Consider the following 20417-nt stretch of genomic DNA (forward strand, 5'->3'; position numbering starts at 1 on the left):
ATTGAAGGCTTCTCATCGCTTCGATCTACCGGGCGGACAGAATGCAGAGTCCTAGTTTTGCTTACGGCTTGGACTGCTTCAATCCGCAGCACGGCTCGGGGCCGAAGAATCCTTGCGGCCGGATTCCTGCCGCCCCTATCCCCTTCCCTGGGCGCGCGCGATCCAGACAGATTTTAGATGCGCTCTCACAAAGCTCTAGATCGCTTTGCCGGCCCGATACACGCTGTGGGTCAAGTTCATCCCAGGACGGTACGCCAGATGCGCAGCAACTGGCGCGTCAAGAACATGCAGATCCGCACGCTTGCCGATCTCAATGGATCCCACTTGGTCGGCAACCCCCAGCGCGAGCGCCCCTCCGTAGGTTGCCGCCTCAATGGCTTCAGCCAGGGTCAGGTCCATTTGGAGCACTGCGGTAGCCACGCAGAAGTTCATGTTGCTCGTGTAGCTGGTACCCGGATTGCAGTTGCTTGCCAGTGCGATTCGCACGCCTGCATCGAGCAGTGCACGGCCCGGTGCCAGCGGTTGCCGTGTCGACAGGTCGCAGGCGGGCAAGCAGGTGGCGACGGTGCCCGCAGTCCCTGTTCTTGTTCCCGTGTCCCAGCCAGCCCAGCTTCCGGCGAGCGCCTGGAGGTCCTGATCGTCCAGGTAATTCACGTGGTCTACCGAGTGGCTGCCGAACTCTACGGCCAGCTTCACGCCCGGCCCTGGACCCAGCTGGTTTCCGTGGACCTTGGTTGCCAGTCCCTTGTTCCTTGCGGCGTCCAGGACCCGGCGCGACTGTTCTTCGGTGAATGCGCCGCGTTCGCAGAAGACATCCACGAAGTCGACGTTGGCCGCCACGGCATCCAGCATCGGTCCGGTGACCAAATCGGTGTAGTCATCGGCGTCCCATCCTGCCGGTACCAGGTGAGCGCCAAGGAAAGTCAGGGAATCGACCAGCGGCTTGCCCAGCACCGAATGCCGGATTTCTTCCTCCAGTGCCAGTCCGTAGCCGGTCTTGGTTTCCATCCAGGTGGTGCCCATCGCAAGAGCTTCACGGCGGCGATCAGCCACGAGGTCGGCCAGCTCCTTGTCCGAGAGCTGCCCGGTGGCCGATGTGGTGACCGCGATGCCTCCAGCGGCATAGGACTGGCCTGCCATGCGGGCTACGAACTCCTCGGCGCGGTCGCCGCCGAAAATCAAGTGGCTGTGGGAATCAACCCAACCGGGCAGCACCGCACGGCCGCCCAAATCGATCTCGTGTCCTGCAGCAGGTGCATGCGCCATGTTGCCGATCCATGCGACCAGTCCGTCCTCGATCAGCACCGCCGCGTCTTCCAGCACGCGGCCCTTCGCGTCAACCGTAGTCAGCTGTCCAATGTTGGTAAGCAACAAGGTTGCCATGAGCGCTCCGCCTTCGTGGTATTTCCAATCCTTTAGCCAAGAGCCTACCCATGGCTTGTTGCCTATGGGGCAGAACAACAGGGTGCCCGTCTGGGATTTCAGACTGGCACCCTTTTGTTCCCACTTCAGGCCAGGGTTACCCCTTGGTGGCACCTGCCAGCAATCCCCGCACGAAGAACCGTTGCAGGGCGAAGAAGACCGCCAGCGGAATGATCATCGAGATGAAAGCGCCTGCGGTGAGCAGCTCCCAGGATTGCCCGTAGGTACCCGAGAGGTCTTGGAGCGCTTTCGTGATCGGCAAGCCTCCACCCGAGGTGAAGACCGTCGCCACCAAGAGGTCATTCCACACCCAGAGGAACTGGAAGATTCCGAAGGACGCAATAGCCGGCATCGACAGGGGCAGGACGATCTTCGAGAAGATCTTCCCGTGCCCGGCTCCGTCAACACGCGCAGCCTCGATGACCTCATCGGGGATCTCCGAAATGAAGTTGTGCAGCATGAAGATCGCCAACGGCAAGGCGAAGATCGTGTGGGCAATCCAGACCTTGGCGTAGGCGCCATCCAGCCCGTTGACTCCCAAGCCCGGCAGGATATACAGCCCACCGATCTTCACTCCGTCCGAGAACAGCTGGAGCAGCGGAACCAGCGCCATCTGGATCGGAACGATCTGCAGGGCGAAAATGAGAACGAAGAGCGTATTGCGCCCCTTGAAGTTGATCCACGCGAAAGCGTAGGCAGCCAAGCTGGCGACAAGGATCGGCACGATCGCCGCCGGAATGGTGATGACCAGCGAATTCAGGAACGCCTTGGACAGCGGAAGGCTGTCGCCGGAGGCAAAGGCCTGCGCATAGTTATCGAGCGTGAATGAAGGGTTGGACAGGGCCGTCCACCAGCCCGAGGTCTTGATGTCATCAGCCTGCCTGAAGGAGGAGACAAACAGGCCGAAGGTGGGGATGGTCCACACCGCGGCAATGATGAACGCCGCAATGGTGGCTGCGCGGGAGGTGGTGGCTTTGCGCAGTTTCCCGCTGGTTTTCTCGGTAGCTGCCAAGAGGCGTCGAGAGGATTCGCTGACGGTGCTCATCGGACTCCCCTTTGCTTCTTATGCTGGCGGACGTTGTAGATGATGATCGGCAGTACCAGGATGAACAGGATGACGGCCAGGGCCGAGCTGTAGCCGGTGCGTGCCCCGAGCTGGAACTGGCGCACCATTTCGAATGCCAGTACCGTTGTATCCGAGCGTCCGCCGGTCATCGAAGAGACGATGTCGAAGACCTTGAGCGAGGCAATGGAAATGGTGGTCAATACGACGATGACGGTGGAGCGGATCCCCGGCAGCGTGACATTGGCGAAACGCTGCCATGGGCTGGCCCCGTCCAGGGAGGCTGCTTCGATTTGCTCTGCGGGCACGCCCTTGATGGCCGCGGACAGGATGACCATGGCGAATCCCGCCTGTGTCCAGATCAGGATGACCACCAGGAACAACGTGTTCCACGGTTCGAGCCCGAGCCAGTCGACCGGGGTGGCCCCGAATGCCGTGATGATCGCGTTGAGCACGCCTATTTGCTCGCCCTGGCGGATGTCGTAGAAGAACTTGAAGATGATCGATGCGCCAACGAAGGAAATCGCCATGGGCATGAACACCAGCAGCTTGAAGAACTTCTCGCCACGGCTCTTGTCGATGAATACCGCGTAGGCCAATCCGATAATAGTGGAGACCACGGGCGCCACCAGAACCCACACCAGGGTATTGAGCAGGGCGGTCAGGCCATCGGGGCTGGTGAACACCCAGAGGAAATTCCCCAGGCCGACGAAGCCGGATCCGTCGTTGGCCATGAAGGCGCTGAGCGCGGTGCGGACCGTGGGGTAGATCAAGCCCATAGCGAGCAGCAGCATGGCCGGAGCCAGGAAACCGGACAGCTGCAGCAGCGAGCCGGCGCCGGATCGCGAGCGCCGGTCCAGGAAAAACAGCACCGCACCGAGCACCGCGGCCAGCGCGGCCACCCACATCACGGAGTTGTACAGGCCCAGGACCAGCAGGATCGCCACCGGGACCAAGACCGCGGCGGCAAAGCGCACGACGGCGAAAACCCGTCCGCCCTTGGTCGCTATCTCGACAAAGGCGAGGATCGCTGCGATCAGGACCGCGAAGGCGACCAGGACGATCGGCACTTGGACTAGCGGCGGAACGCCAGCCAGCCACTGGAAGAATTCAGACATGCGCTCAGGCTCCTACAATCCCGCCAACGGCCGGGGCTCCCGGCCGTTGGCAATGGACCAGATGGCGACTAGGAGTCATAGCCGGACTGGATATTTTCAAGCACTTCCTTGGTCGGCTTGCCATCGATCCAGTCCACCAGGCCCTTCCAGAAGGAGTCGGAGCCGACGCTCTTGGGCATCAGATCAGACCCGTCGAAGCGGAAGGTGGTGTTCGGATCCTGCAGCAATTCAACAGCGGAACGCAGCAGATCGCTGCTGGCGTTCTTCGGATCAAGCCCGGAGTTCGCCGAGATCACGCCGCCGAGTCCAACGCGGCTATTGGCCCAATCCGCGCTGGCCAGGTATTCCTGGACCTTGGCGGTATCCTCATCATTGGAGAAGGCGGCAACGAATTCACCGCCGCCTACAACAGATACGGGGTCATCGGCTTTGGCTGGCGGGGCAACGAAAGCCCAGACATCCCCGTCAGGCGCCACGGTAGCTTTCTCGCCATCGGCGTTCTTGGAATCCAGGACGTATCCTTCCAGGAAGGATGCCTGGTGGGTCAGCGGGCAGGTTCCCTTGGCCACGGCCGTGCCAACATCGCCGAAGGCGGTGGCGTTGATCGACTTCACGTCGCCATATCCGGCGTTGACTTGCTCCGGGTCCAGCAGGATCTTTCCAACGGAATCGAAGGCGCTGGTGATTTCTGGCGAAGTGAATTCCAGATCGCCCGAAACCCACTTGTCGTAGGCTTCGGTTCCGGACTGGCGCAGGACCGCGTCTTCAATCCAGTCGGTGCCCGGCCATCCCGAGGCCTCGCCCGAGGCGAATCCGGCACACCAGGCCGGTTCATTGGTCTGCTTCGAGATTTCGGTGCCCAGGGTGGTCATTTCATCCCAGGTTTCCGGGACGCTCAAGCCCCACTGCTCGAACTGCTTGGGCGAGTACCAGATGTAGCCTTTCACGCTGGCCATCAGCGGCACCCCGTACTGCACCCCATCGACCTTGCCGTAGTTCTGCCAGTCCTCGGACCAGTTGCTCTGCAGCTGGGACTGGACTGCCTCGGGAAGTTGCTGCACCTTGCCCTGGGCCACGGTGGCCTGCAGCAAGCCGGGTTGCGGGAAGACGGCCAGGTCCGGGGTGTCGCCGCCCTGGACCTTGATTCCGATTTGGGATTCGAAGTTCTTGTCGCCGGTGTAGCGGATCTTGATGCCGTTCTCCTCGGACCACTTGGCCCAGGATTCTTCCAGCAGTTCGGCTTCAATGCCGGTGACCGGACCGTAGATATCGACGACTCCGTCGGCTTGGCCCACTTGGGCTTCGCCGCCGCCGGAGGCGTTGGGGTCATTGGGGTCTGCTCCGCCCGAGCAACCGGCCAGGAGCAGGCCGATTGCTGCCACCGAGATAACCGGCGCGAACTTCAGCCCACGTTTTGCTTTAGTCATGATGCCCTCCACGTTGGGTAATGCCCTGCCGGATGAGGCGGCCTGGCACGAGTGATCCCCTCAATAGTGACGCAGGTCATCGACGCGCGTCAACAGTTATGGGTGAACACCGTGGAGAAATTGGCGCGGGCAGGTCATCGCGGTGCCGGGCCCGAGCTGTCCCGGACCACCATCAGCGGCGCGACCAGTTGCTGCACCGGCGCCTGGGAGCGCCCCTCGATCTGCTGCACCAGGGCGTCCACCGCGGCATGGGAAATGGCCTCCCCCGGCGGGGCTACCGTGGTCAGCGCCGGGGCAACCATCTCGGCCAAACGGTCCCCGACCCCCAGGGCGATCACCGAGAGGTCATCGGGGATCCGCAACGCAGCCAGGCCAGCGGCGTTGACAAATCCCGCGGTGGCGAACTCCTTGAGCGCCAGCACCGCAGTGGGTCGCGGGTGCAGTTCCAGGTAGGCATTCAACGCCGCGCGGCCGCCGCGGGCGTTGTTTTCCACCGGCACTTCCTGCATCGCCATGCCCCGATCGCGCACGGCATCGCAGATGGCCCGGGCCGTGCGGATGGCCGGGCCGTTGCCGGCTTCCTGGTCTTCCACCGATACGTTGATGTACATGATGGATTGGTGGCCGAGGCTCGCCAAATAGTTCACCGCGATGCGCCCGGCCTGGGCAAAATCATTATCGACATAGGACAGGTCCGCGCTGTCATCGGGACGGCCAATGGAGGCAAAGGCAATGCCCGCGCGCCGCAGGACATCAAAGCGCGGGTCATTGATCGACACTTCCATCAAGAGCACCCCGGCCACCAGCTTCTGCCCGACCAGGCTTTCCAATCCCATGGCATCGGTCATCGGGTTGGACCACAACAGCATGTGGTAGCCCAGCGCGCGGGCACGCTCCATGGCGGCGGTGACGTACTCGAACTCGGTGGAAGAATAGCCGTCCAGGCTGGTGGGAAAGTGCAGGGCAAGGATGCCCCGGCGCGATCCGGCCAGGCCTTGGGCAAAGGCATCCGGGGTGTAGTTCAACTCCCGCATGGCCGCCAGGACCCTGGCCTTGGTCGCCTCGGAAATGGTGCGCCGGCCGCTGATCACGTAGGACACGGTACTAGGAGATACGCCGGCCAAGCGCGCCACGTCGTTCCTGGTAGCCATGAGCCCACCGCCTTTGGTTATTCCAACTCGTCATCCCTATTGAAACACGGCGCCGGGCAATCCCCCTGGGTCAGCGGCTGGCGACGAATGCCTGCACGCAGGCCTCGATATCCTCAGCCGAATGCGCGGCAGAAAGCTGGACGCGGATGCGCGCGGCGCCCTTGGGCACTACCGGGAAGCTGAAGGCCGTGACGAAGACGCCCTGCTCCAGCATCTTGCCTGCGACCTCTGCGGCCTTGACCGCGTCGCCGAACATCACCGGAATGATGGCGTGCTCGCCGTCGAGCAATTCGAAGCCCTCTTCGGTCATGCGGCGGCGGAAGTGCGCAGCGTTCTCGAAGAGCTTCTCGCGCAGGTCCCCGGAGTCCACCACCAGGTCCAGCGCCTTCAACGTGGCAGCGACAATCGATGGAGCCAGCGAGTTGGAGAACAGGTACGGGCGGGCCTTCTGGCGCAGCATCGCGACAACCTCGCCGCGGCCGGACACGTAGCCGCCCGAGGCGCCGCCTAATGCCTTGCCGAAGGTGCCGGTGTAGATGTCCACGCGGTCCGAGACTCCTGCATGCTCCGGAGTGCCTGCCCCGGTGGCGCCCATGAAGCCCACAGCGTGGGAGTCATCGACCATGACCAGCGCGTTGTACTTGTCAGCCAGATCGCAGATGGCCTCCAAGGGAGCAAGGTAGCCGTCCATGGAGAAGACGCCATCGGTGACGATGATGGTGCGGCGGGCGCCCGCCCCGCCGTTGAGCTGCGCGGCAGCCTGCAGCTGGGTTTCCAGGTCGGCCATGTCCTGGTTGGCGTAGCGGAAGCGCGCGGCCTTGGACAAGCGGATGCCATCGATGATCGAGGCGTGGTTCAGCGCATCGGAGATGATGGCGTCTTCCTTGCCGAACAGCGATTCGAACACGCCGCCGTTGGCATCGAAGCAGCTGGAGAACAAGATGGTGTCCTCGGTGCCCAGGAATTTAGAGAGCTTGGCTTCCAGGTCCAGGTGCAGGTCCTGGGTGCCGCAGATGAAGCGGACCGAGGCCACGCCGAAGCCGCGCTCATCCATGGCGGTCTTGGCCGCGTCGATGATCTGCTGGTTATCGGCCAAGCCCAGGTAGTTGTTGGCGCAGAAATTCAGCACCTTCCGTGCATCGTCGCCCAGCGAGCCGGCCATGATGGAGGCGGACTGGGCCGAGTCGATGTGGCGTTCTGCCTTGAACAGGCCGGAGGACTTCAGCTCGTCCAATTCGGCGGCAAGCTGGTCTTTGAGATCCGTGTACATTGCAAATGCTCCTTGTTGATGCGGGAAATTCTTAGCCTGAGAAAACGGTCCAGTCGAGCACGACCTTGCCGCCGTGCCCGCTGCGAGCAGCTTCGAAGCCCTGCTGCCATTCGGTGGCCGGCAGGAAGTCGGTAACCACCGAGGCAATGCGCTCGCGCATCACCTCCGAGGAGGTGAGCATGGCGCTCATGGCGTACCAGGTCTCGAACATTTCGCGGCCGTAGATGCCGCGCAGGGTCAGCATGTGGGTGACAACCTTGCCCCAGTTGATGTCGATCGAGGTGCTGGGCAAGCCGAGCATGGCGATCTTGCCGCCATGGTTCATGTTCTCGATCATTTCCGGCAGGGCGGTCTTGTGCCCGGACATTTCCATGCCGTAGTCGAAGCCTTCGACCATGCCCAGCTTCTGCTGCGCTTCCTTGATGCGGGTGGTCGCGACATTCACGGCCAGATCGATGCCCATGGACTGGGCCAGTTCCAGGCGCTGCTCGGAGACATCGGTGATGGCGATGTTGCGGGCGCCGACGTGGCGAGCCACTGCCGCGGCCATCAGGCCGATGGGTCCGGCACCGGTGATCAGCACGTCCTCGCCCACCATCGGGAACTGCAGTGCGGTGTGCACGGCATTGCCGAACGGGTCGAAGATGGCGCCGAGCAGTGGGGTGATGCGCTCATCGCGGTGGATGTAGACATTGCTTTCGGGGATCACCACGTATTCGGCGAATGCGCCGTCGCGCTGCACGCCTACCGAATCGACGTTGATGCACATCTGCTTGCGGCCGGCGCGGCAGTTGCGGCATAGGCCGCACACGACGTGGCCTTCACCCGAGACGCGGTCGCCGATCTTGACCCCGTGCACGAAGTCGCCGATTTCCACGACCTCGCCGTAGAACTCGTGGCCCGGAACCAGCGGGGTGTTGATCATGGCCTTGGCTGCATCGTCGTAGGCTTCGATGTGCAGGTCGGTGCCGCAGATTCCGGCGGTCATGACGCGGATCTTGACCTCGTGGGCGCCGGTCTCTGGTTCTGGGCGATCAACGAGTTCCAGCCCCGCGTGCGGGCCGGACTTGTACAGTGCTTTCATGCGGGTTCCTTTGGATTGGGCACCTGGGTGCGCGCAACACAGACATGGGGTCGCTTCAAGTGTCGCACCCGACAGCACGGTACAACACCTTAGAAGATCACTGATTTACTGATCCAACGATTTAGAATTTACTTCATGGAATTGCATCAGTTGAGGATTCTGCGTGAACTCGCGGATTTGGGCAGCGTCAACGCCGTGGCGAAGGCCCTTTTTGTCTCGCCCTCGGCGGTCTCGCAGCAGTTGGCCCAACTGCAGCGCAATTTCCCTGTGCCACTGACACAGAAAGAGGGACGGCGGCTAGTACTCACCAGCCAAGGAAGGATCTTGGCACAAGCCAGCGCCCAGGTTGCTTCAACTCTCGCCGAGGCAGACTCCAAGATCAGGAACTATGAAGGCAACTTTGCCCAACCGGTACTCATCGCTGGATTTCATTCCATTGGCCAAACGATCTTCGCGCCGTTACTGAATTCCGGTGATGATGACCTGCCGCCCTTGCGTTTCTTTGATGAAGACGTTTCACAACAAGATTTTCCGGCCCTAACTTCTACATATGATCTGGTCCTCGCTCACCGAATGCCGCATACCGAGGCCTGGCCTGCCGACAGAGTTTCCGTAATCCCATTGGCCTTCGAACCCCTAGATATTGCTGTGCATCAAGATCATCCACTGGCACGGTTTGAAAGTCTCTCGCCAGCTCAAGTTATCGAAGAGCCTTGGGTGGTCTCCCGCCCAGGATTCTCGCCGGCTGATGTGCTCGATACCATCGCCGCGTTGTCGGGGTCGGCTCCTCGAATTGAGCATCGGGTCAACGACTACGGCACGGCAGCCGCACTGGTACGAGCCAGTCATTGCTTGGGAATTTTGCCTCGCTTCACTTCGCGGTCCATGCTGGGCAAGGATGTGACTTTACGACCAGTTTCAGGCTTGGAATCAGGTCGACAAATCGACATCCTGGTACGCGCCGAACACCTTCACAGACCGACAGTTATTCGAGTTATCGATGCCCTCAGAGAGACGGCGCGGAAGTTGGTGGCCGAAAATCTCTAGCGCCGGGTTAGTTCGCGTTGGAGGCCATTTCTTGGGAGGCTTTACCACTTTCCCGGACAGCTCCGAACAGCAAGGCGGCCAGCTCAACCTAGAGCGTTGAGCTGGCCGCTTTGCTGACCAATGATGTAAAAATACCGAGCCTTGGGCATTCCGCTTATTTGATGGCGCCAGCTGTCAGGCCTGCTTTCCAGAAGCGTTGCAGGAACAGGAATAGCAACAGCAACGGAATCACGGAAACCAGTGCTCCAACGACTACCAGCGACATTGGCACCTTGCCATTGGAAGCAAACCAAGCCACCAAACCCACTGTCACGGGCTGCAATGAGGAGTCATTGATGACCATTGCAGGCAACAGATAGTTATTCCAGATTTCTACAAAATTGATCAAGAAGATGGTCACCAGAGCGGGCGTCATCATGCGCACACCCACGCGGAAGAAGATCCCAACCTCACTTACCCCGTCAAGACGCGCTGCTTCAATTACTTCGTCAGGTACGGACTGCGCGGCGAAGACTCGCGAAAGGTATACACCGAAGGGGCTGACGATACTGGGCAGCAGGACAGCCAATGGATTATTGATCAATCCCAGCTCTGAAAACATGAGGTACAGGGGCAAAGTGAAAAGAATCTTGGGAATTAGTACCGCTGCTAGCACCACACTGAAAACTACTTCGCGTCCACGAAAGCGGTATTTGGCCATGGCATAGCCAGCCATCGATACCAGTAACGTCCCAACCAGGGCACCGATCCCGGCATAAAATACGGAATTCATAATCCACCGCAGGAAAATTCCGTCGCGTGCCGCCAACAACTCGGCGATGTTGTTCCCCAGGTGCATTCCGTTGAACCAAAAACCTGGAGCAGCAAACTGCTCGCCCATCGGTTTTGAAGCCGACACCAGTAACCACCATATTGGTGCTAGGAAATAAATCGCAAAGCATCCCAACACGATAGTGACAATCAGCCGACTCAACAACGTAGTTTCACGATTTGATTGAACCGGTTTCACGGATACGAGCTTTCCCAGTCTGGATTTAGCAATCGTCGAGCCCGTCTCAGACTGATTGCGGTCCTGCGCGGTAGAAGTACTTATTTTCGAATCTACATGGACGCTCATGAATCGGATCCTCGACGCGGGCGCTCCGTCGCCAGGCAGGGTAAAGGCTGAGCGGATCCAACCTCTCCCAGCGTACGTCACCTCTTTGAGACAAAACGCGCCCAGATTCACGGCCTTTGAACTTTGTACATTGTGCGCCTAAAACCAAACACGTTCAAACACCAGCCGTGCCGTAGCTCTGACAGTCCGGTTACACCAAAGTTTCATTCTTCAGTCACCTTGATAGTATGGCTTCAAATGGTTAAACGTCTTTCTCCGGTCATCATGCCAACTGTCCTTATTATCGGGTTGGCCTCTTGCTCGTCGATGCCTGAAGTCGATTGGAATCAGTCACAAAACGAGGCAAGTATGTTCCTGGAGGCAGCCACGTCTGCAAAGGGATCCCTCGGTGGGGGCACCCTGCGCGTTGGCCAAGGTACTCCGGGAGATACTGATTCGGGCATCGTTCTCAACTATGACTCCGGCGCCCGGATCACGGGGATCCGCGTCAGTTGCTTCGGAGAGGGAACGCTTCGACTCGGATTCGCCACCCAGACTGGGTCCAGTTGGAGCGGCAACGATACTGTCGAAGTCATCTGCAATGGCGAGGAGAACAACGTATCGGTTTCAGAGATCCTGTCTACGGCACAGGTCGATGCGGTGCAATTCAACGGCATCCTCGGTGAGGGAACGGGTGGAGTCCTCGCCGTGGCTATCTCCGGGGTGGCGAACTAACGCCCGCTGCAGTTGCAAGTTCGGCATTCGAAATCTCCAAAGGCGAACTTACGGCGCTGATAGGCATGATTCTCAAGCAAGTACGCGCCGTTGCGTTCTCCAACCGTGACTGCGGCAGAAAAAAATTTGCCGTACCAGCAGGATGCCGAACCGGAGACAGCACGCGTCGCCGATCTGTCTCCATTTGACTGTATAGCTGGCCGACGGGCGAAACATGATTTCTACCTACATTTTTCCGCAGAGCATTGATCAATGGAAACTGTACGATCCGCCGTATAGCTGTATCAGACGCATAGTCGTCCGTCACTCCATAATGCTTGTGGCCAGCCGGCGCCAGTGCAGAAAGTCCGCATCCGAACAAATCCTCGGACTATCCAAGCCATAGATGCTGCCCGTGGCCCGATGAGGGCACAGGCAGCATCTTGGTTGTTGTCATCAAGTTAGCCGTTGAAGGTGTCCGGGTTTGGGCCGGTGCGTCCATCGCGATCAAGGGCATCAATGCTTGCCAGTTCGTCGCTGGTCAATTTGAAGCCGAACAAGTTCAAGTTGGCGATGATGCGTGATTCAGTCACAGACTTCGGGATGATCACCCGGCCCTGCTGCAGATGCCAGCGCAGGATGACCTGAGCCGCGGACACCTCATGTGCCCGAGCGATGCCCACGATGGTTTCGTCGGTGAGCATTGCACCCTGAGCCAGCGGGCTCCATGCTTCGGTGACGATACCGTGCTGCGCGTTAGCTGCAACGACTTCGCGGTTCTGCAAAGCTGGGTGGAGCTCCACCTGGTTCACGGCCGGAACGATGGTTCCTTCGGCGACCAGCTGCTCCAGGTGCTCAGGCTGGAAGTTGGAAACTCCGATGGCGCGGATCTTCTTCTCTGCATACAGCTTCTCCAGCGCCTTCCACGTCTCAACGTAGAGATTCTTTTCCGGGGCTGGCCAGTGAATCAAGTACAGGTCCAGGTAGTCCAGGCCCAAGCGCTCAAGACTTGCATCAAAGGCTTCCAGCGCCTGCTCGTAACCCATGTCCGCAATCCAGATCTTGGAGGTGATGAACAGGTCTTCTCGGGCGATGCCGGACTGGGCCAGTGCTGCGCCCACGCCTTCCTCATTGCCGTAGATGGCGGCGGTATCGATGCTGCGGTAGCCGGCCTTGAGCGCTGAACCCACTGCAGCAGTGGTCTCTTCGTTGGGAACCTGGAAGACTCCAAAACCTACCTGAGGCATTTCAACGCCATTGTTCAGCGTGATGGTTGGAATGGGGGTAGTCATGTCTAACTCCTAGAAATTGGTTGGGGACTGAACAAAACTGTGGATTAGCCAGCTGTAACCAGCTGGGGTGATGCTGCCGAAGACTTCTTGGCCAAGCCCATGGCCAGGAGAATAACGACCAGTGCGACGAGGGTGATCAGTGCGCCGATCCAGATCGGCGAGGTGTAGCCCAGGCCTGCCGCAATGCCCAGGCCGCCAGCCCATGCGCCCAGCGCATTGCCGACATTGAACGCACCGATATTGGCGCCGGATGCCAGGGTCGGTGCATTGCCGGCGTACTGCATGATGCGGCTTTGCAGACCGGGAACGGTTCCGAACCCGAAGCCGCCCATCAGCAGCAAAGCGATAACGGTGGCGATCTGGTTGCTTGCGAAGAATCCGAAGAGGACAAGGACCACCAGCAGTGCCGAGATGAAGATGAGCAGAGTGCGGTCGATGCTCTTGTCAGCCATGCGGCCACCGATCCAGTTGCCGACGAACAGACCCACGCCGAAGAGCATCAGCAGCCATGGAACGCTGGTCTCATTGAATCCGGTGACCTCGGTCAGGGTGTAGGCGATGTATGTGAAGGCGCCGAACATGCCACCGTAGCCAAGGACCGTGACACTTAGGGACAGCCAGACCTGCAGCGAGGTGAAGGCCCCGAGTTCTCTGCGCAGGGAGATGCCTTCGGCTGCGTGCTTGATGGCTGGCACCAGCACGAGGATGCCGATCAGGGCGATAATGCCAATGCCGGAGATGGCCCAGAAAGTCGAGCGCCAGCCGGAATGCTGCCCCAGCAGGGTACCGAAGGGAACACCCAGTACGTTGGCGGCGGTCAGCCCGGTGAACATGATGGCAATGGCGCCAGCCTTCTTGTTGGCCGGGACCAGGTCAGCTGCCACGACCGCGCCGATACCGAAGAAGGCACCGTGGCACAGGGCGGCGATGACGCGGCCGATCATGGCCACTTCGTACGTTGCGGCCATCGCGGTAAGCGAGTTGCCGATGATGAAAAGTACCAGCAACCCGACGAGCACCGGCTTGCGCGGCAAGCGGACGGTGGCTGCGGTCAGGCCGAGCGCGCCGACCACGACGCTCAATGCGTATCCGGAAATGAGCCAGCCAGCTGCGGCCTCGCTGACGCCGAAGTCGGCTGCCACATCCGGCAACAAGCCCATGATGACAAATTCGGTAAGCCCGATGCCGAAGGCACCGATGGCCAACGCAATAAGACCGAGCGGCATAGCGTTACTCCTGATAGACTAGATAAATTAGTTGCACACGCTTGTTATTGCGCGATGAACACTATCGTTGCACACGCAACTAACCAGCGCAAGCAAGTACTTTTGGAGGAACCCATGGGAATCGCAGATGATGCTGTCGAAATCCGTGCCCGAGGGTGGCGCACTTTGGCGTCGTTGCACGGATTAATCGATACTGCACTTGAAAAGGACCTGACGGCGCAGGTGGGGCTCTCTGTGGTCGAGTACACACTTCTGGATGCCCTGAATCGTCAGGATGGCTGGCATATGCGCATGGCGCAGCTGGCCCGCGCCACGGCACTGAGCCCCAGCGCAACGACGCGACTGGTTACCAGGCTCGAAGACCGCAATCTGCTCTCGCGGGTGCTGTGCGCCGATGACCGCCGCGGCATTTACACCGAGCTCACTCCCACTGGCCACGAGCTGTACCAGAAGGCCAAGCCCATTCACGATGCCACGCTGGAACGCGTGTTGAAGCAGGCAGAAGAGCAGCCCGAGCTGGCGCCGCTGGCCCGCATTCTCCACGAATTCTCTGCCGCGTAGCCAATTGCTGAATCCTTGGAAGGGACCGTCCTTGCTGCATCCGAAATTTTCCGCCGTGCTTTTCGATTGCGATGGCGTCCTGGTGGATTCCGAGTCCATCACCAATTCCGTGCTCCGCCAGATGCTCATCGAGCTGGGCTGGGAGATCAGCCCCGAGCAATGCATCGAGATCTTCATCGGCAAGGCGTTGAAAGACCAGTGGCAACCCATCCTCGACCAGACCGGATTCCGCATCGACGACCAGTGGATTAGCCAGTTCCGCGCACGCCGCGACGAAGCGCTGCGCTCGGAGCTGCAGCCGATCCCCGGAGCGCTGGAAGCAGTCAATCAGATTTCGGCGGTCTACGGCCAGAACATTGCCTGCGCCACTGGCGCAGACCGGGCCAAGGTCGAAATGCAGCTGGCCCTGGCCGGGTTCACCGAGTACTTCGGAGACCGGGTCTTCAGCGGCATGGAATGCCCACGCAGCAAACCGGCACCGGATGTCTACCTGGCCGCAGCTGCGTCACTGGGCATTGACCCAGCTGGCGCACTGGTTATCGAGGACACGGCCACCGGGGTGGCTGCCGGGATCGCGGCCGGCGCGACGGTGTACGGCTATTCCAACGGCGGACCCACGAGCACTTCGCCCGAGCTGCTGCGCGCAGCTGGCGCAACGCAGGTGTTCACCTCCATGGATAAGCTGCCAGCTTTGGCATCCAAGCAATAAGCCAGAGCCCCGGGGAGCTGGCCGGTTCGCCTAATCTTGGCAGGCTCTGCCTGCTCAGAACGTTGAAGCGACCGCCCAGCTGCACCAAAAATGCCAGCCCCATCGAGGTCAGCTAACGGCCGCCGCCTGCTGGTTGGCAGCGAAATACTCGGCGAGCTGTCCATCGAGCGCTGGAATTTGCAGGGCCTCTCCCTCCGCGCGCATTGAGCGGGCGCCGTAGTCGCCCACGGCCACTGCCGCGCGAGCGGCAACCGGGGAAGTATCGGTCGCTCCCCCTTCGCGGGCAAAACGCAGGAACTCTGCGATCAAATTCGGATCTGCGCCGCCATGGCCTTCATCATCGCCATTGACTTCGACCTTCAAATCCGGTTCGGCGAATCCATGGGTGCTGCGGGTGTTCCACACGTGAATGAAGTCCCCGGGACCGTCGCCGAAATTCTCCAACCGCCCGGCGCTGCCGATCACTGTGTAGTTGCGCCAATAGTCAGGGGTGAAATGGCACTGCTGGTAGGAAGCCAGCACCCCGTTATCCAGCTTCATCTGCACCATTGACAAGTCTTCCACGTCCAGTTCTGGGTTCAGTTGCGTCTGCTTGGCCGGGGGCCAGTTCGACAGCGAGAACCAGTCGCGCATGCGCAGATCCGAGTTGTCCCGCCGATCGGTGACGTCCCCGTAGACGGCCAGCGCGCCAACGCCCGAAACCTGGGTGCTGTAGCCTCCGGCCAGCCAGTGAATAACGTCAATGTCATGGGCTCCCTTTTGCAGCAGCAGCGTATTCGCATAGCGCTGCTGGGCATGCCAGTCCTTGAAGTAGTAATCTCCGCCGTTGCCTACGAAGTGGCGGCACCAGACGGCCTTGACCTCGCCGATGGTCCCGGAGTCGACGAGCTGCTTCATCTGCCGAATCACCGGCATATGGCGCATATTGTGTCCAACATACAGCCGGGTGCCTGTGCGCCGAGCGGTATCCAGGATCTCGTCGGCCGCTTCCAAAGTGATGTCCAGCGGCTTCTCCACGAAGGTCGGAATACCGGATTTCAAGGTGCGCACCACCACGTTCCGGTGCGTGTAGTCGGGGGTGAGCACCAGCACTGCGTCCAGCTCGAAGTCCAGCAATTCCTGCAAATCCCCGGTGACTACCGCATCAGGAAGCGCCTCAGCGGCATCCTGACGGCCGCGTTCGCTGGTGTCGCAAACAATGGACACGACGCTGCCTTCGTTTGGGCGCTGCAGGTAGCGGTGCAGGGAAGCGCGCAGCCCGAAGCCGATAATGCCAACTTTCAAATCCATGTTTCAGTCTCCTTGGGATAGTTCTGTGCTGATGGGGCCCGGATAGAAGCAGCGGGCGCGGTGGCCATCGGCCACCGGATCCAGCTCCGGCTCGCTAGTTGCGCAGTCCGGCCGGGCGACCGGGCAGCGGGTGTGGAAGCGGCAGCCGGAGGGCGGGTCGATCGGCGAAGGCGGGTCGCCTTGCAGCATGATCAACTGGCGCGCATGCGCCGGATCCTGGCGCAGTTCCGGTGCTGCCGAGAGCAATGCTTGGGTATAGGGATGGGCGCTGGCGTCATAGACCTGGGCGTAGGAGCCGGTCTCGATCACCCGTCCCAGGTACATGGTGGCCACGGAGTCGGAAATATGCCGCACGATCTGCAAGTCGTGGGCGATGAAGACGTAGCTCAGACCCAGTTCGCGCTGCAGCGAATCGAGCAGGTTCACCACTTGGGCGCGCACCGATACGTCCAGGGCCGAGACCGCTTCGTCGCAGATCAGCACCTTCGGATTCAGTGCGATGCCGCGGGCGATGCCGATGCGCTGCTGCTGGCCTCCGGAGAAGTTGTGCGGATAGCGTCCCAAATGATCGGGGTTCAGCCCGACCAATTCCATCATCTCGCCCAGATTAGCTCGGCGGGAGCCGCGCTTGGCGATGTCCGGGTGGATTTCGAAGGGCTCGGAGAGGATCTGCTCAATAGTCATGCGCGGGTTCAGCGACGCGTAGGGGTCTTGGAAGATCAGCTGGATATTCCGGCGCATCTGCGCCCGCTCCGCTCCGCGCAGCGCATTGATGTCGTGGCCCTCGAACAGCACCTGGCCAGCAGTGGGCTTTTCCAGCCCGCTGAGCACGCGGGCCATGGTGGACTTTCCACAGCCGCTTTCCCCGATGATTCCCAGGGTCTTGCCCTGTTGCACCTGCAGGTCCACCCCGTCCAGGGCCTTGACTACTTTGCGCGGCCCGATGGGCAGAGAACGGGCCACCGGGTAGTGGCGGGTAACCCCGCGCATTTCCATCAGCGGGGCGGCATCCGGTGTCGCGGTCTCTGGCAGGGTCTGCGGGCTAAGCATGGGCTAGCACCTCCTGGGAGTTGAAGCAGGCCGTGTGGCGCTGCGCGGCGATTTCGTCTAGTTCCGGGACTTCGGTGGCGCACTGCTGGTTGGCCAGATGGCAACGCCCAGCGAAGGCGCAGCCAGCCGGCAGGTTCAGCAGGTCCGGCGGGCTGCCCGGGATTGCTGGAAGAAGCTGGCCCTTGAGCTCCTCGCTGGCCACCGATGAGGCCAGACCGCGGGTGTAGGGGTGTGCCGGTTCGGAGAGCACCTGGGCGGTGGGCCCGTTCTCCACGATCCGCCCGGCATACATCACCGCCACCTGGTCGGTGACCTCCCGGACCACCGAGATGTCGTGGGTGATCAGGATCAAGCCCATGTTGTTCTCCACCTGCTGCTCGGTCAGCAGCTCCAGGATCTGGGCCTGGACGGTGACATCCAGCGCGGTGGTCGGCTCGTCGGCGATCAGCAGTTGCGGGTCCAGGGCCAGGGCCATCGCGATCACGATGCGCTGGCGCATGCCCCCGGAGAACTGGTGAGGGTAGTCGTTCACCCGACTGGCTGCAACTGGGATGCGCACCCGGTCCATCATCTGGATGGCCGCTTTCTTGGCCTCTGCCGGGCTGTAGCCGCGGTGCACGCGGTACAGCTCGCCGATCTGGCGGCCCACCGGGTGCACGGGGTTCAAGGCGCTGAGCGCGTCTTGGAACACCATGGCCACGCTGGCCGAGTTCAGCTCCCGGCGGCGCTTGGGGGTCACTGCGAGCAGGTCTTCTCCGTCCAGCAGGATCTGCCCACCGGTGACTTTCGCCGGCGGAGTGTCCAGCAGGCCCATGATGGTTCGCGCGGTCACGGACTTCCCTGAGCCCGATTCACCCAGTATGCCCAGGGCGCGGCCGCGCTGCAGCGAGAGATCCACGCCGTTGATCGCGGTGGCAACTCCCTGCCGGGTGGCGAACTCAACGCGCAGGTCCTTGATCTCCAGCAGCGGGTTTGCTGCTTCGTGCGCAGTGCTCATCACTTGCCCTTCGGGTCGAACTCGTCGCGCATGGCTTCGCCAAACAGGACGAAGCCGAGCACGGTAATGGTCAGGAATACGGCTGGGAACAGCAGCAGGTGCGGGGCGGCATCAATATAGTCGCGGGCCGCTGCCAGCTGCAGGCCCCAGGACACCGACGGCGGGGTGAGCCCGATGCCGATGAAGGTCAGGCCGGCCTCGGCAGAGATCATCCCGCCCACACCCAGGGTCTGCAGCACGAGCAGCGGGGTGATTGCATTGGGCACGATGTGCTTTGCGATGATCCGCCCATTGCTGGCGCCCAGCAGCCGGGAGGCCTGCACGTACTCGCGGTTGCGCACTTCCAGCACCGAAGAGCGCATGAAGCGCACGCCCCCGGGCCATGCGAACAGGGACAGCGCGAAGATCACGGTCCACACGTTGCGCTCGCTGAACAGCTGCAGCACCACGATCGCGGCCAGGATGAACGGTAGGCCGAAGGCCATATCGCACACCCGGGAAATCACTGCGTCCACCCAGCCTCCGAAGTATCCGGCGACGGCCCCGACCAGCGCGGCGATGCCAAAGGCGATGGCCGAGACCACGATGCCCACTAGGATCGAGGCGCGCGCCCCATATATGACATTGGTATAGTAGTCGCAGCCCTGGATATCGATGCCGAACAGGTGCGCGGCGCTAGGCGGCTGGTTGGATTTGAGGATGTCGCAGCTCTCCGTGGGCCCGGGACCAAAGCCGGTAAACAGCTGAGGGAACGCGGCCATCAGGATCATCAGCAGCACAATGGACCCGGAGATCGCGAAGCGCGGCTTCAGCCACCAGCGCCGGTGCGCGCCGCGCGACTTCTGCGGGGAGCGGTCCACCGCCTGGGCGCCATCGGCGGGATTGACTGTGCTCATGCTCGAACTCATATTCTCACCCGTGGATCGATCAGGCCGTAGGTCAGGTCAACCAGCAGGTTGAAAACCAAGTACACCAGCACCAGCAAGGTAGCGATGCCAACCACGATTGTGCCTTCCTTGTTGTTGATGGAGCTGACCATCAGTCCCCCAATGCCCGGGATGTTGAAGATGGCCTCGATGATGACCGCGCCGCCGAGCATGCCGGCTAGGCTCAGGCCCAGGTAGGTCACCACCGGGATCATGGCGTTGCGCAGTGCGTGGCCCCAGATGATCCGCCGCGGGGAAAGGCCCTTGGCCTTGGCGGTGCGCAGGTATTCAGCGCGCAGCACTTCCACCAGCGAGGTGCGAGTCAGCCGGGCCAGCCCGGCGGCGGCCTCGAAGGCCATGACCAAGGCGGGCAGAATGAAGGCCATGGGCCAGCCCGCGCGGATGCCGGCCGGGTCCACCCAGCCCAAGTGCACACCGAAGTAGGTCTGTGCGCCCAGAGCGATCACGAAGCCCGGTACACCCATGAACAGCACCGTGAACACCAGTGCGAAGTGGTCTCCCGACTGTCCGCGGCGCAGCCCTCCGTAAACGCCGATAACCAGGCCAATGAACAGCTTGAGCACCCAGGCAGTCAGCGCCAGCGCGAAAGTCACCGGCAAGCGCTCGAGGATCAAATCCAGTACCGGGCGGCCGAAGAAGTCGATGCCGAAGTCCCCGCGGAAGACCCCGAGGATGTAATTGCCGTACTGGACGAAAAACGGGTCATCCAAATGGTAGGCCTGGCGGATCTGCATCACGGTGGCCTCGGGCAGCGGGCGTTCGCCGGTGAGCGCCGAGATCGGGTCGCCCGGCATCAGAAAGGTCAGTGCGTAGATAATGAAGGTGGCGCCCAGTAGCACCGGGATCATCTGCAAGATGCGCCGCACGGTATAACCCAGCATTGGTTACCCCTTAAGAAGAATAGTGTGTACCGGCGGGAGGACCCATGACTCGTTTCATGGCCCGCCCGCCGG

General features: G+C 61.3%; 19 protein-coding genes. 4 read left to right on the top strand and 15 right to left on the bottom strand.

The genetic code is table 11. The annotated features are described in order from the left end of the window. Positions 1 to 195: 195 nt before the first annotated feature. From hutI to tdh, 7 genes are all read right to left on the bottom strand, one after another. Positions 196 to 1383: an imidazolonepropionase gene (hutI, locus tag AC1Z36_RS16160; protein ID WP_133833010.1), complete on the bottom strand. Its 1188-nt coding sequence runs from the start codon at positions 1381 to 1383 to the stop codon at positions 196 to 198. Between the two features lie 136 nt (positions 1384 to 1519). Further along, a complete protein-coding gene (locus AC1Z36_RS16165; protein WP_332498752.1) occupies positions 1520 to 2467 on the bottom strand; it encodes a carbohydrate ABC transporter permease in 948 nt (315 codons plus the stop codon). Then, positions 2464 to 3603 carry a carbohydrate ABC transporter permease gene (locus AC1Z36_RS16170; protein WP_483561460.1) on the bottom strand — a complete coding sequence of 380 codons (1140 nt, stop codon included), beginning with the start codon at positions 3601 to 3603 and terminating at the stop codon, positions 2464 to 2466. The genes AC1Z36_RS16165 and AC1Z36_RS16170 overlap by 4 nt, the downstream gene beginning before the upstream one ends. A gap of 68 nt (positions 3604 to 3671) precedes the next feature. Then, entirely contained in the window at positions 3672 to 5030 is a 1359-nt protein-coding gene (locus AC1Z36_RS16175; RefSeq protein ID WP_105661765.1) for an ABC transporter substrate-binding protein, read from the bottom strand. A 134-nt stretch (positions 5031 to 5164) separates the two neighbouring features. Next, on the bottom strand, positions 5165 to 6181 hold the full coding sequence (locus AC1Z36_RS16180; RefSeq protein WP_483561461.1) for a LacI family DNA-binding transcriptional regulator: 1017 nt from the start codon (positions 6179 to 6181) through the stop codon (positions 5165 to 5167). Between the two features lie 70 nt (positions 6182 to 6251). Next, positions 6252 to 7451, bottom strand: a complete 1200-nt coding sequence (locus AC1Z36_RS16185) for a glycine C-acetyltransferase (RefSeq protein ID WP_483561462.1) — start codon at positions 7449 to 7451, stop codon at positions 6252 to 6254. A 31-nt stretch (positions 7452 to 7482) separates the two neighbouring features. Further along, the gene (gene tdh / locus AC1Z36_RS16190; protein WP_105657175.1) at positions 7483 to 8535 is read right to left on the bottom strand and encodes an L-threonine 3-dehydrogenase; all 1053 of its coding nucleotides are present in this window, start codon (positions 8533 to 8535) and stop codon (positions 7483 to 7485) included. A gap of 135 nt (positions 8536 to 8670) precedes the next feature. Between tdh and AC1Z36_RS16195 the strand changes: the two genes are divergently transcribed. Further along, positions 8671 to 9582 carry a LysR family transcriptional regulator gene (locus AC1Z36_RS16195; protein ID WP_105661762.1) on the top strand — a complete coding sequence of 304 codons (912 nt, stop codon included), beginning with the start codon at positions 8671 to 8673 and terminating at the stop codon, positions 9580 to 9582. Positions 9583 to 9736: 154 nt separating this feature from the next. Here AC1Z36_RS16195 and AC1Z36_RS16200 read toward each other — a convergent pair whose 3' ends face one another. After that, a complete protein-coding gene (locus AC1Z36_RS16200; protein ID WP_105661761.1) occupies positions 9737 to 10699 on the bottom strand; it encodes a carbohydrate ABC transporter permease in 963 nt (320 codons plus the stop codon). A 237-nt stretch (positions 10700 to 10936) separates the two neighbouring features. Between AC1Z36_RS16200 and AC1Z36_RS16205 the strand changes: the two genes are divergently transcribed. Continuing rightward, complete coding sequence (locus AC1Z36_RS16205) at positions 10937 to 11413, top strand: hypothetical protein (protein WP_146112254.1); 477 nt, start codon at positions 10937 to 10939, stop codon at positions 11411 to 11413. 440 nt (positions 11414 to 11853) lie between these two features. Here the strand turns inward: AC1Z36_RS16205 and AC1Z36_RS16210 are convergent, their stop codons facing one another. Both AC1Z36_RS16210 and AC1Z36_RS16215 read right to left on the bottom strand, forming a co-directional pair. Next, entirely contained in the window at positions 11854 to 12684 is an 831-nt protein-coding gene (locus AC1Z36_RS16210) for an aldo/keto reductase (RefSeq protein WP_105657171.1), read from the bottom strand. A gap of 44 nt (positions 12685 to 12728) precedes the next feature. Then, positions 12729 to 13910 (bottom strand): MFS transporter, encoded by a 1182-nt coding sequence (locus AC1Z36_RS16215; RefSeq protein ID WP_448940005.1) that lies wholly within the window; start codon positions 13908 to 13910, stop codon positions 12729 to 12731. Positions 13911 to 14024: 114 nt separating this feature from the next. Between AC1Z36_RS16215 and AC1Z36_RS16220 the strand changes: the two genes are divergently transcribed. Further along, positions 14025 to 14471 carry a MarR family winged helix-turn-helix transcriptional regulator gene (locus tag AC1Z36_RS16220; protein WP_105657169.1) on the top strand — a complete coding sequence of 149 codons (447 nt, stop codon included), beginning with the start codon at positions 14025 to 14027 and terminating at the stop codon, positions 14469 to 14471. Positions 14472 to 14526: 55 nt separating this feature from the next. After that, on the top strand, positions 14527 to 15180 hold the full coding sequence (locus AC1Z36_RS16225; protein WP_286134589.1) for an HAD family hydrolase: 654 nt from the start codon (positions 14527 to 14529) through the stop codon (positions 15178 to 15180). 108 nt (positions 15181 to 15288) lie between these two features. Here AC1Z36_RS16225 and AC1Z36_RS16230 read toward each other — a convergent pair whose 3' ends face one another. The 5 genes from AC1Z36_RS16230 to AC1Z36_RS16250 are packed head-to-tail and all read right to left on the bottom strand — an operon-like array spanning position 15289 to position 20345. Next, entirely contained in the window at positions 15289 to 16470 is a 1182-nt protein-coding gene (locus AC1Z36_RS16230; protein ID WP_105657168.1) for a Gfo/Idh/MocA family protein, read from the bottom strand. 3 nt (positions 16471 to 16473) lie between these two features. Continuing rightward, entirely contained in the window at positions 16474 to 17520 is a 1047-nt protein-coding gene (locus tag AC1Z36_RS16235) for an ABC transporter ATP-binding protein (RefSeq protein WP_105657167.1), read from the bottom strand. Next, positions 17513 to 18517: an ABC transporter ATP-binding protein gene (locus AC1Z36_RS16240; protein WP_105661759.1), complete on the bottom strand. Its 1005-nt coding sequence runs from the start codon at positions 18515 to 18517 to the stop codon at positions 17513 to 17515. The genes AC1Z36_RS16235 and AC1Z36_RS16240 overlap by 8 nt, the downstream gene beginning before the upstream one ends. After that, on the bottom strand, positions 18517 to 19413 hold the full coding sequence (locus tag AC1Z36_RS16245) for an ABC transporter permease (RefSeq protein ID WP_105657165.1): 897 nt from the start codon (positions 19411 to 19413) through the stop codon (positions 18517 to 18519). Before AC1Z36_RS16245 ends, AC1Z36_RS16240 begins: the two co-directional genes overlap by 1 nt. Before the next feature lie 8 nt (positions 19414 to 19421). Further along, entirely contained in the window at positions 19422 to 20345 is a 924-nt protein-coding gene (locus tag AC1Z36_RS16250) for an ABC transporter permease (RefSeq protein ID WP_105657164.1), read from the bottom strand. Positions 20346 to 20417: the final 72 nt, after the last annotated feature.

This window comes from Glutamicibacter sp. BS14 (genome assembly GCF_056934375.1).